The sequence below is a fragment of the Mucilaginibacter celer genome, assembly GCF_003576455.2.
Lineage (GTDB): Bacteria > Bacteroidota > Bacteroidia > Sphingobacteriales > Sphingobacteriaceae > Mucilaginibacter > Mucilaginibacter celer.
Genome location: NZ_CP032869.1, coordinates 4,526,179 through 4,538,377 on the forward strand (window position 1 = coordinate 4,526,179; position 12,199 = coordinate 4,538,377).

At 42.6% G+C, this 12,199-nt stretch carries 13 protein-coding genes; 3 read left to right on the forward strand and 10 right to left on the reverse strand.

All coding sequences use genetic code 11. The annotated features are described in order from the left end of the window. Positions 1–111 precede the first annotated feature (111 nt). From HYN43_RS18380 to rpsT, 7 genes are all read right to left on the reverse strand, one after another. Positions 112–660 (reverse strand): Mpo1-like protein, encoded by a 549-nt coding sequence (locus HYN43_RS18380; RefSeq protein WP_119410730.1) that lies wholly within the window; start codon positions 658–660, stop codon positions 112–114. 65 nt (positions 661–725) lie between these two features. Continuing rightward, positions 726–2,291 (reverse strand): ribonuclease Y, encoded by a 1,566-nt coding sequence (gene rny / locus HYN43_RS18385; protein WP_119410731.1) that lies wholly within the window; start codon positions 2,289–2,291, stop codon positions 726–728. Positions 2,292–2,540: 249 nt separating this feature from the next. Further along, the gene (locus HYN43_RS18390) at positions 2,541–2,831 is read right to left on the reverse strand and encodes a cell division protein ZapA (RefSeq protein WP_119410732.1); all 291 of its coding nucleotides are present in this window, start codon (positions 2,829–2,831) and stop codon (positions 2,541–2,543) included. A 21-nt stretch (positions 2,832–2,852) separates the two neighbouring features. After that, a complete protein-coding gene (locus HYN43_RS18395) occupies positions 2,853–3,143 on the reverse strand; it encodes a hypothetical protein (protein ID WP_119410733.1) in 291 nt (96 codons plus the stop codon). Between the two features lie 122 nt (positions 3,144–3,265). After that, positions 3,266–5,665, reverse strand: a complete 2,400-nt coding sequence (pheT, locus tag HYN43_RS18400; protein ID WP_119410734.1) for a phenylalanine--tRNA ligase subunit beta — start codon at positions 5,663–5,665, stop codon at positions 3,266–3,268. A gap of 202 nt (positions 5,666–5,867) precedes the next feature. Next, complete coding sequence (gene radC, locus HYN43_RS18405; RefSeq protein ID WP_119411278.1) at positions 5,868–6,566, reverse strand: RadC family protein; 699 nt, start codon at positions 6,564–6,566, stop codon at positions 5,868–5,870. An 83-nt stretch (positions 6,567–6,649) separates the two neighbouring features. After that, positions 6,650–6,904, reverse strand: coding sequence for a 30S ribosomal protein S20 (gene rpsT / locus HYN43_RS18410; protein WP_119410735.1), 255 nt, complete (start codon positions 6,902–6,904; stop codon positions 6,650–6,652). Between the two features lie 247 nt (positions 6,905–7,151). Between rpsT and HYN43_RS18415 the strand changes: the two genes are divergently transcribed. Then, positions 7,152–7,910, forward strand: coding sequence for a class I SAM-dependent methyltransferase (locus HYN43_RS18415; protein ID WP_119410736.1), 759 nt, complete (start codon positions 7,152–7,154; stop codon positions 7,908–7,910). 150 nt (positions 7,911–8,060) lie between these two features. After that, positions 8,061–9,251, forward strand: coding sequence for an IS256 family transposase (locus HYN43_RS18420; protein ID WP_245447287.1), 1,191 nt, complete (start codon positions 8,061–8,063; stop codon positions 9,249–9,251). Here the strand turns inward: HYN43_RS18420 and HYN43_RS30985 are convergent. Further along, the gene (locus HYN43_RS30985) at positions 9,181–9,534 is read right to left on the reverse strand and encodes a type II toxin-antitoxin system Phd/YefM family antitoxin (protein ID WP_119410737.1); all 354 of its coding nucleotides are present in this window, start codon (positions 9,532–9,534) and stop codon (positions 9,181–9,183) included. The genes HYN43_RS18420 and HYN43_RS30985 overlap by 71 nt on opposite strands. Before the next feature lie 84 nt (positions 9,535–9,618). Between HYN43_RS30985 and HYN43_RS18430 the strand changes: the two genes are divergently transcribed. Continuing rightward, the gene (locus HYN43_RS18430; RefSeq protein ID WP_119410738.1) at positions 9,619–10,581 is read left to right on the forward strand and encodes a zinc dependent phospholipase C family protein; all 963 of its coding nucleotides are present in this window, start codon (positions 9,619–9,621) and stop codon (positions 10,579–10,581) included. A gap of 173 nt (positions 10,582–10,754) precedes the next feature. On the opposite strand, the gene HYN43_RS18435 is transcribed toward HYN43_RS18430, so the two are convergent. Together HYN43_RS18435 and HYN43_RS18440 are read right to left on the reverse strand one after the other, a co-directional pair. Beyond that, complete coding sequence (locus tag HYN43_RS18435) at positions 10,755–11,411, reverse strand: VTT domain-containing protein (RefSeq protein ID WP_119410739.1); 657 nt, start codon at positions 11,409–11,411, stop codon at positions 10,755–10,757. A gap of 46 nt (positions 11,412–11,457) precedes the next feature. Further along, positions 11,458–12,198, reverse strand: coding sequence for a DUF4397 domain-containing protein (locus HYN43_RS18440; RefSeq protein WP_119410740.1), 741 nt, complete (start codon positions 12,196–12,198; stop codon positions 11,458–11,460). Between the last annotated feature and the right edge of the window lies 1 nt (position 12,199).

Here is a 12,199-nt window from a genome sequence, read left to right on the forward strand (position 1 = left end):
GCATGCCCAACAAACATGACCCTGTATTGAATAAACAGGCCTATTTATTGCCGGTAATAAATGCCTTAAAAATTGTGGTTTTAATAGATATTTAATACAGAGTGGCTAATGTCAATTTTTGATTCTCAGCTTATTAAGTAATTGATTTAGAAGGTATGCGGGTGCAATGATCAACGATTTGATATTAAGCCTGTTTTGAGCATAAGTATTTTCGCGCGAGTTGCCTATTAATAAAGCTGATAATGAGGGGATAAATATCGATAAACACAGCGCCGGCATGGCCGGTCCGCCGGTTTGTTGCCAGGTAATCAGTTCCATAATACCATAGCTAAAGCCCAATAAAATAAACAGGATAAAGTACGAGATAATAGGCGAAAGCCTGAGGTAATAATAAATGGCAATGGCTATTACAAACGACGCCCAGTTAAAGTAACCATTATAAATACCTAAAAACGGAAGGTGCGGGAAAGGGATAGCCCAGATCAACCCAAATAAACTAAATGCCAACAAGGGAATGCAAAAATAATGGATGCCGATATTCACCGGGTCCTGATGACCGGCTGCATATTCACGGAAATAACGATCAACCGGGCGCTCATCAATATTAACTGTTGTTTTAGCAGCCGGTTTGTTTTTGGTGTTGGATGTTTTTGTTGCCACGGTACAAAAGTAAAAACCCTTTCAAATTTTAGGTCGAAAGGGTTTTATTTAATTTTTATGTTTGATTACTTGGCAAACGCTACCGAACGGGTTTCCCTGATCACGGTAACCTTAATTTGGCCAGGATAAGTCATCTCGGTTTGGATGCGGTTTGAAATATCGGCAGCCAATACCTCTGATTGCGCGTCGCTGATCTTTTCACTTTCAACCACCACGCGCAGCTCGCGGCCAGCCTGGATAGCGAAAGTTTTTTCAACACCCGGATATGACAATGCCAGTTCTTCCAGTTCTTTCAAACGTTTGATGTAGCTTTCAACCACCTCACGGCGTGCACCCGGACGGGCACCCGAAATAGCATCACAAGCCTGGATTATCGGCGACAGCATCGAGGTCATCTCGATCTCATCGTGGTGGGCACCAATGGCGTTACAAACTTCAGGGTGTTCTTTATATTTTTCGGCCAGTTGCATACCTAAGATAGCGTGCGGTAACTCCGGGTTATCATCAGGTACTTTACCAATATCGTGCAGTAAGCCGGCTCGTTTAGCAAGCTTTACGTTGAGGCCTAACTCGGCAGCCATAGTTGCGCAGAAATTGGCAACCTCGCGCGAGTGCTGTAACAGGTTTTGCCCGTACGATGAACGGTAACGCATACGGCCAACCATACGGATCAGCTCTGGGTGTAAGCCATGGATGCCAAGATCGATCACGGTGCGCTCACCTATTTCAACAATTTCTTCTTCAATTTGCTTTTTGGTTTTGGCAACCACCTCCTCAATACGGGCCGGGTGGATCCGTCCGTCCGTCACCAGGCGGTGCATAGCCAAACGGGCAATCTCGCGCCTTACCGGGTCGAAGCCCGAAAGGATAATGGCCTCCGGGGTATCATCAACAATGATCTCGATACCGGTAGCAGCCTCCAAAGCACGGATGTTACGGCCTTCACGGCCGATGATCCTACCTTTGATCTCATCATTCTCAATATTAAATATAGAAACCGTGTTCTCGATAGCGCTTTCGGTAGCGGTACGCTGGATAGTTTGGATAACTATTTTCTTAGCTTCTTTAGTAGCGGTAAGCTTAGCCTCATCCACAATATCCTTAATCTGGATCATGGCTTTGGTACGGGCTTCTTCGCGCAGCGTATCAACCAATTGGGTTTTAGCTTCCTCCGCAGATAAACCGGCAATGGTTTCAAGTTGCTGTACGTGTTGGTTTTTAAGGTGCTCAACCTCATCCTGTTTTTTAACAACAATTTCGGTTTGCTTCTCTAAATTCTTACGGGTATTATCAAGCTCGTTCTCCTTGCGGTTAAGGTTTTCCATACGCTGGTTAAGCGATTGTTCTTTTTGCTTGATGGTGTTTTCCCGCTGATTGATGGAGTTGTTTTTATTGTTCACCTCCTGCTCATGCTCAGCCTTCATTTGCAAAAACTTCTCTTTGGCTTCGAGAAGCTTATTTTTCTTCAGGATCTCGGCATTATTTTCAGCGTCTTTCAGGATCTTTTTAACTTTATTCTGGGCGGAGGCTTCCTGGTCTTTAAACAGCTTGCGCAGCAGAAAGCGGCCTATGAGCACGCCGACAATGGCGCCTAACAGCAGGCCGATGATAACGTATAGTAATATGTCCATTTTAGGTTTGAGTGGTGTGTTGTATATATGTATGTAAATAAAAAAACCGCAACTAATTTCTAAGTGTTCATGTATTTAAAACCTCATTTCGGATATTGGGGACCATGGGTTGGTTAACGTTAATCGTAACTAACGCATGCCTCTTGATCCGCTTAATATTGAAGCGTTAAGTTTTTAATAGTGAAACCTAAAATTTAACTGCGGTTAAATCTTAAATGTGCTCTTATATTATTATGTAAAGAACGTTAATTACTTCGAAAAAAATTCGTTCAGCAAATGATCCAGTTGATAAACCTTTTCGGTTACCTCGGTATCCTCAACAGTAACTTTTTTTTCTGCCTTTAATGTTGATGTAGCATAATGCAATACACACATCGAAAGCAGATCCTGCTTATCCCTAACCGCGTAATTTTCCTGATATTCCTTTATCCGGTCATTGATTAGTTTTGCCGCCCTGCGTATTATTTCTTCTTCCTCCATGTTCACCTTTAAGGGGTAAACGCGGTCAGCAATATTTATTTTTATTGAGATTTCTCCCATTTGAGCTTTTCACTTTTTGCGTTATTTTTTCAATAACACAATACACTTATCTATTTCCTGCACAAAGTCGTTAATTTTTTGCTTAATGTCAACAGTTTTTTCATTTGTTTCTGAAAAAGACTTGGCAACTTTAACAACTTTTAATTTTTCTTCCAGTTCTTTGGTCTTGCCTTTGCTGGCATTCAGCGCCACCGTAAGGGCCTCGCTTTCCAGTTTTAAAAGGTCATTTTCCTCCTGCAAAGCAGCGCACAATTCAATCAGGCGCTCGGTTTTATCTACAATTTTATTTAACTGCTCTGCTAATGAGGCCATGTTTTAATTAGTGAATTATTGAATTAGTGATTTAGTGAATTATTTATTTTCTGAATTATGAATTGGATGCCAATACAAATGCAACCCGTAATCACTAATTCAGTCATTCACTAATTCACTCATTACTTTCTGATCTCCGCTCCCGCTTCTTTTCCTAAATTATAAATTAATTTCTGCATAATAGAATCGATAGCCTTATCGGTAAGGGTTTTCTCGATATCCTGGATAATGAAGCTTAACGCGTACGATTTTTTACCGGCAGGTAGTTTATCGCCCTGGTAAACATCAAATACATCAACCTCTTTCAGCAGTTTACGTTCGGTACGTAAAGCAATTTGTTTTAACTGGCCGAATGATACGCTCTGATCTATTAACATCGAAAGGTCGCGCCTTACAGCCGGGAATTTCGAGATATCCTGAAAAACGATCTTGTTTTTGCGGATGGCGTTCAATACCAGGTCGAAATTGAAATCGGCATAAAATACCTCTTTATCCACATCGGCCTTTTTCAGTGAAGCAGCAGCTACCGCACCAAATTTCACCAATTGCTTCCCATTCAACATGTATTGAATGCCAAACGACATTTTTTTGCAGGTTGTATCTTCAACCGTAAAGTTGCTGATGTTTAAACGTTGCAAAATGCCATCAACTACCGCTTTAATATTGTAGAATGATACCGGCTTAGCTTTCTGGTTCCATTGCTCGGCAGTGTTGGCACCGGTAATGAAAATACTGAAACGTTGGGTTTCTACATATTTCTCATTTTCCAGTTTGTACACCTTGCCAAACTCATAAAATTTCAAATCGGCAGCACGGCGGTTCTGGTTATAGGCGATGGCCTCCAAACCTGAATACAACAAGCTTTGGCGCATCACGTCCAAATCGCTGCTTAGTGGGTTCAGGATCTTAACAGCCGTATCCAGGTTATCCGAATAAGCCGATTTGGTAAGTGAGTTAGCCAAAATCTCGTTAAAACCATTGGCGCTTAACAAATCAGAAAGCTGATTTTGAACAGTATCTTTTTCAGGGCGGATCGAATTATTTAACGAAGCCCTGATCTGGGTTGGGATCTCGATATTGTTGTAACCGTAAATACGCAGGATCTCTTCAACCACATCCACATCGCGGGTTACATCCACACGGTATGGCGGCACTTGTAACGATAGTGAATCCGCAGTTTCATTCACTATCTTAATATCAAGCGCGGTGATGATACTTTTAATGGTATCATTGCCGATAGCCTTACCTATCAGTTTATCAATGGTATTGTAAGTGATCTCCACGTTAAACGGAGCAACCGGCGCCGGGTAATGATCAGAAATTTCTGATGATACCACGCCACCTGCAACTTCCTGAATTAACAAAGCTGCACGCTTAAGCGCAAACACAGTCATATCCGGATCAGTACCACGCTCAAACCTGAACGAGGCATCAGTTTTTAAACCGAACCTTTTGGAGGTTTTACGAACCGATACAGCGTTGAAATAAGCACTTTCCAGGAAAATATTTTTGGTTGAATCTTTTACGCCCGATTTTGCTCCGCCAAATACACCGGCAATACACATCGGCTCTTCAGCGTTACCGATCATCAGGTCATCGGCAGAAAGTTTCCTGTCTACCTCATCCAAAGTTTTGAATATAGTGCCCTCGGGATAGTTTTTGACGATCACTTTACCGCCGGTTATTTCATCGGCATCAAAAGCGTGCAATGGCTGACCAAGCTCGTGCAGTACGTAGTTGGTAACATCCACAATATTATTGATAGAACGGATGCCGATAACAGCCAAACGCTCCTTTAACCAATTTGGCGATTCCTTAACTTCAACACCGCTAATGGTTACACCCGAGTAACGTGGTGAGGCCTGCTCGTTCTCCACAATAACCGGTACAGTTAAACTGGTGTTATCAACTTTAAACGCGCTTACATCGGGCTTATTAATTCCAATTTTAAGGAAAGCGGCTATATCCCTCGCTGTACCCAAATGCGAAGCCGCATCGGCACGGTTAGGGGTTAAGCCTATCTCGTACATGTAATCGTCGTTGAGCTTAAAGTATTCTTTGGCTGGGGTACCAACAGGAGCATACGCGGGCAATATCATGATGCCTTCGTGACTGGTGCCCAAACCTATTTCATCTTCGGCACAGATCATACCGTGCGATTCCTCGCCCCTGATTTTTGATTTTTTTATGGCGAATGGCTCACCGACAGTAGGATAAACGGTTGAACCAACAACAGCCACAACCACTTTTTGTCCGGCCGCTACATTGGCAGCACCGCAAACAATCTGCAGGTCTTCCGGTCCGCCTACATCTACTTTGGTAACATGCAGGTGATCAGAATTGGCATGGTCAACGCATTCTTTTACATAACCAATTACCAGGCCTTCCAATCCACCTGGAATAGGTTGTACCTTTTCCAGGCTTTCTACTTCCAAACCGGTACCGGTAAGGATAACCGAAATTTCCTGGGGTGTTTTATCAGTATCAATAAATTCTTTAAGCCAGTTATACGATATCTTCATTATTCTGAAATGATAATCGGCAAAGATACGATTTAGGCTGAAAGGTGTGGTAGCGATGTGCAGATTCTTGGATGTGCAGATGTGCAAATTTCAGATGTGCGGATTTAAGATGTGTAAATCACATAAACCAATAGATTAGCATTTCAAATAATCTCTTAATAATCTGCACATTCGCACATCTGAAATCTGCACATCTAAATACTTACATTAACCCTTCATCACCCAAACTGGTGTAAGCAGTATCGGTAATAATCAAATGATCCAATACCCCTATCTCTAATATCCTCCCGGCAGCGGTCATTTTTTTGGTAAGCTGAATATCATCATGGCTGGGCCTCAGGTTGCCCGATGGGTGGTTATGTACCAATATAATACCGCTGGCCTGGTATTGCAAAGCAGCATGGAAAATGATCTTAGGATCGCATATTGTTGCAGAAAGGCCTCCTTTGCTAATCAGCTCTGTTCCTAATACTTTGTTTGATCTCCCCAATAATATTATCCAAAACTCTTCGTGATTTAAATCCATCAAATGGCGGCGCATAATGTTGTAGCCATCCTTGCTGGCAGTGATAAATTCGACTACCGATGCTTCCGAATCATTGCGCCTACGCCCTATCTCCAACGCTGCTATTATCGAAATGGCTTTAGCCTCCCCTATTCCTTTAAATTTAGAAAGTTCGATGATGGATGCTTTGCCTAATTTATTCAGGTCGTTATCGTAATGGTGCAGGATGCGCTTGCTTAGCTCAACAGCGGTTTCGGTACGGCTGCCCGAGCCTATTAGTATGGCTATCAGCTCGGCATCGGTTAATGCCCTCCTGCCCTGTCCGCTTAGTTTTTCGCGGGGGCGGTCTTCTTCGGCCCAGGCTTTAATGCTGATCTTATTTTCATAATTTTCCACGGCATTAAAGTATAAAAAAGTGCCAAACAAAAAAAGGGACAGTACCGATGTACTATCCCTTTAATATATTTTTAAAGCTGAGATTAGCTTAAGCCGTTAACAAATTTAGTAAGCTTTGATTTATTGTTCGAAGCTTTATTTTTGTGAATAACGTTCTTTTTAGCCAAACGATCAAGCATTGAAATCACTTTGCTCAACAAAACTGTAGCATCAGCTTTGGTTGTAGTGTTTCTTAACTTTTTAATAGCGTTCCTGGTTGTTTTAGCCTGGTACCTGTTACGCAGACGCTTCGCAGCGTTTGCCCTGATTCTTTTTAATGATGATTTATGATTTGCCATCTCGTATAGCTTGTTATTCTTTTTCTACTTATTTTAAGGACTGCAAATATAGGGCGATAAAAACTAATATGCAAGTGCTTTTTTAATTTAGTTTTCACACGCATTATCCTGATTTTCTGATCGGCAGCTTCTATGCCCCATATCCAACAAGATGTTTTATTTAATTTTCCTTTAACCCAAATTTCACTAAGTGTTCATACAACACAATGATTTTTGTAACGTTATTTTAAACTAAGGCAAAACAATTATGGTAAACAACAGCACCACAAGGTTCAGCAACCGGGTTGAGGATTATGTAAAATACCGTCCCGGTTATCCTGTAGAGATTGTTAAGTTTTTACACGACAATTACAGCCTAACCCAGGATAAACTGATTGCCGATATTGGTGCAGGAACCGGCATATCCACCGCCTTGTTTTTAAATAAAGGTTACCGGGTAATTGCCGTTGAACCTAACGACGAAATGCGTGTAAAATCTGTAGAGTTGTTAGGTACCTACCACGGCTTTATGGCCCACAACGGCACTGCCGAAAATACCGGCCTTACCGATGCAAGCGTTGATGCCGTTATTGCCGGGCAGGCTTTTCACTGGTTTGATACCGTACTTACCCGCGCCGAATTTAAACGCATCCTGAAACCCGGCGGCATTGTAGCCCTGATCTGGAACGAGCGTAAAACCAGCTCGGCCTTTGAACAGGAATATGACGAGCTGATCATTAAACATGCCCGCGATTATGTTAAGGTTGATCACCGCAACATCGATACAGAACATATCGCCGCTTTCTTTAACCCGGAGGCTGTGCACCTTGAAATATTTCAAAACAAACAGGTATTTGATTTTGAGGGATTGAAGGGCAGGCTGATGTCTTCATCGTATATGCCAGCTAAGGATGATGAAGGTTTTGACGATATGATAGCTGATTTGCAGGTAATTTTTGATAAGTTTAAGCAGGATGGTATGATTACTATAAATTACGATACGAAGGTTTATTCGGGTAAGCTATAAAAACAAGCTTCAAGGTTATTTTAAAGATCATACCGAATTGAATTTCCCGAACGAAGTGAGAGTGTAAAATAAACTGTGTCAAGCGTTAAATGTTAACTTAAAACACAGTTTAAGATGAAGAGAGAAGAAGAATCGCTCGAATACGAGCAAATGAAAAAGAAAGCCCTTGAGCAACTCCGCTCGGGCAAATCGCTTTATGGCAAGGATGGAGCCTTTGCACCGTTGCTAAAAAGTTTCCTTGATGCCGCCCTTGAGGCGGAATTGGAAAGCCATTTAGATGAAGCAGAACGCAGTTCAGGCAATCGCAGGAACGGTAAGACCAGTAAGAATATCCGAACCTCTGATGGCACCATATCTATTAGTACCCCTCGTGATCGCAATTCCAGTTTTGAACCCGAACTGATCCGCAAACGGGAAACGATATTAGCAGAAAGTCTTGAATCCAAGATCATCGGCATGTATGGACTGGGCATGAGTTTCCGCGATATATCAAAGCATATCAAAGACATGTATGATACAGATATCAGTCACAGTACCTTATCTGCTATAACAGATAAGATCATTCCTGAAGTAAAAGAATGGCAATCAAGGCCGCTGGATGAACTTTACACCATTGTTTGGCTGGATGCGATGCATTACAAGGTTAAAGAGGAACACCGCATGGTAGCGCATGCTGTTTATAACATTCTTGGTATTGACCGTCACGGTCACAAGGAGTTGTTAGGAATGTATGTATCTCAAAGCGAAGGCGCTAATTTTTGGTTAAGTGTATTGACCGACCTTCAAAACAGAGGTGTAAAAGACATCCTGATTGCTTGCATTGATAACCTCAATGGATTCCCACAGGCCATAAATACAGTATTCCCTCAAACAGAAATCCAGACCTGTATCGTCCACCAGATACGCAACAGCCTGAAGTACGTGGCTTCTAAAGATCAAAAAGTATTTATGAAAGATCTTAAGCCGGTGTACCAGGCAGAAACCCTCGAACTGGCAGAACTTCGTTTAGAGCAATTAGAAGAAAAGTGGGGTAAGAAATATGAAAAGGTATTGGAATCATGGCGTAATAACTGGTCGAAGCTGACCACGTATTTTCAGTATGATACCACTATTCGTAAACTGATCTATACCACCAATACCATCGAAGGGTTTCACCGGCAAATCAGAAAAGTAACCAAAACCAAGGGTGGTTTCACATCCGATATGGCTCTGTTAAAACTGATCTATCTGGCTCATAACAACATTAAACAAAAATGGACGATGCCACTTTCTAATTGGGCGACAACGGCCCAGAAGCTGGCCATTTGGTTTCCTGGGAGAATGATATTAGATTTGATGTAGCAATCAGCCCCTGCCGGCCCATGGGCCGGCAGGGGCTGACACAGTTTATTTTACAGACCCAACGAAGTTGATCTATCGATTCCGTAAGTCGCTTTCTATTGACCTCGGTCGATAATAGATGTTCGGTTTCCATTAATGAATTATATTCTTTGATTGACATAATTACAACTCCATCGTCTTCTGCATGATCTCCTTGCACCATGATAACTTCGTTATTATGGCTTACTTTATCAAGGTAATATTTCACTTTACTTTGCAAACGAGCAATCGTGAGCGTTTTCATATTTCTATCATCAAATAATAATCAATATACAAAATATCAAACTTATCACCCCGATCTTCAAAACTTAAACCCATCTTTACTCCCATGAAACGCCGGATAACCTTGATCACAACAGGCATATGTATAATGCTACTCTGCTCATCATGGGGATTCTTCGCGCATTACCGTATTAACCGGCTGGCCGTTTTCACCCTCCCCAAACCAATGGCCGGTTTTTATAAGGCTAATATCGACTACATTACCGCGCATGCGGTAAGCCCCGATAAACGCCGCTATGTAGATTCGACAGAGGCTCCACGCCATTTTTTTGATGCCGACCGTTACGGCAAAAAGCCCTTTGAGGTAATGCCTAAAAAATGGAAGGATGCCGTGGCCAAATACTCCAAGGATACCATTATTAAATACGGCACCGTACCCTGGAGTATTCAATATCAGTATTACCGATTGCTACGGGCTTTTAAGGCTCACGACACAACGGGTATTTTAAACGCTTCGGCCTACTTAGGGCATTATATTGCCGATGCCCATGTGCCGCTTCATCTCACTCAAAACTATGATGGGCAGCTAACAGGACAACAAGGTATTCATGCTTTATGGGAAAGCCGCCTGCCCGAACTGTTCAGCAATAAATACAATTATTACGTTGGCAAGGCCCGGTATATCGATAATCCCCTTAAAGAGGCTTTCCGCATCTGCCAGTCATCGTACAAAAGCGTTGACAGCGTTTTACGTTTTGAGCGGATATTGAACAAAACCTATCCGCAGGATAAAAAATTTGAGATGGTGCAGCATGGCAAAAAGCAGGTGCAGGATTATTCGGCGGCTTACGCGCAGGCTTATCATCAAATGCTGAAAGGGATGATCGCCAGAAAAATGCGTGCGTCCGTCCGTTCGGTGGGAAGCTACTGGTATTCGGCCTGGGTGGACGCCGGGCAACCTGATCTGGATAAACTGATTGCCCAACCTTTAAGCGATGAACAAAAAGCTGATCTGCAGAAAGAGGAAGCGGCCTATCGGCAAGGAAAGGTATTGCCAGTTAACCAATGACAAGCCATGTGAATTTGACTTTTTTGTAGAGACCGCATAATTGCGTTTCCCGCATGCAATTTACGGTAGCAAAACGATCAGTAACAAAATACTCTGGCACGGCGGCTTGTCCTCCGGGAGACGCAATTATGCGTCTCTACCACAAAAAACCGATATCATTTTTAAATGATTTCTTACTGCTGAACCGCCTTCTTACCCGTACGGCTTTTAATAGCTGCAAAAATAGGCGGCAGTATCGATACCAAAATAATGATCACCCCCACCAACGAGAAGTTTTTGGCAATGATCTCAACCTGCCCTAATTTATACCCTGCAAACAAAAACACGATGATCCACGATGCACCGCCGATAATGTTGTAAAGGCTATACTTTAAAAAAGGCATTTTACCCACCCCGGCCACAAAGGGTGCTATTGTACGGATAATAGGCATAAACCTGCTGAAAATAACCGCCTTGCCGCCATGCTTATCAAAAAAGGCCTGGGTTTTGAGGTAGTATTCCAGCTTCAGGATCCTGTTCTCTTCTTTAAATACTTTAATGCCGAGGTAATTACCCACAAAGTAATTTACAGTATTGCCTATAAATGCCGCAGCAATTAAAATAATGCCTAACAGCCAGATATCCAAACCTGAGCTTCCACCGGCAATAAGTGCGCCTGCTGCAAAAAGCAGCGAATCGCCGGGTAAAATGGGGAATATCACCAGGCCTGTTTCGGCAAAAATGATCAGGAAAAGGATGAGGTATGTCCAGCCCTGGTAGGCGCTTGTTATTTGCACCAGGTGCTTATCAATATGCAGTACAAAGTCGATAATGCTTTTTATTACTTCCACAGGCTTAAATTTTGCCCAAAAATATAAATATTAAGCAAATAGCCTGCTATTGAAGTGTTTTAGAAAGCAGATTATTAGTTAACACCCCGGCCCCAAATGCTAACGAATCGGCCCGGCCCACTACGCCAAGGGTGTAAATAGTATAAGCGCGGCCATCCTGTATGGTAATATTGGGTAGCGTTTTTTCAATTTGCTTGGGTGTTGTTGTTTTAGTGATGGTAAAGTTGTAGCTACCGGCAGGCAGTTCCACATAATTGGAAACGTTATTAAAAGTTACCCCTTTAATTGCCAGTGTATCGTTCGCCCGCAAATCAAGCGCCGGAGACGATACCGAAGCATGCACAAACCTTACCTTGCCCCTGCCTAAAGCCGGCAACGATGTATTATCTGATACAATGAACGAATTGGCTATGCTGCTATCCTTCCGCAGACCGGTTATAAAAAGCGTGTACTTGCTGTTGGCCTTAAGTGTTGTATCAAACTGCAGCAATATTACCGGCGCCAGGGTTGCCGTACGCAATTGCAGCGGCGGCTCTAAAGTTGAAAGGTAAAAATACCCCGAACTGTTGGGATAGGTATAAGCCGTTGAACTGTAACGGATAAAATGCTGATACAAATAAACACCCTGAATATCCGAGCTGAGATTTACAATTTGGATGCCCGTATTTAAGCCCACTGCAGATGCATTGCCTCCCTTGCCGCACGATGAAAACCCGCAGGCAAATAACGCGAACACAATCGCCACAAAAAATGAAACCAGTAGCTTGCTTTTCTTCCTTTCAGTCATG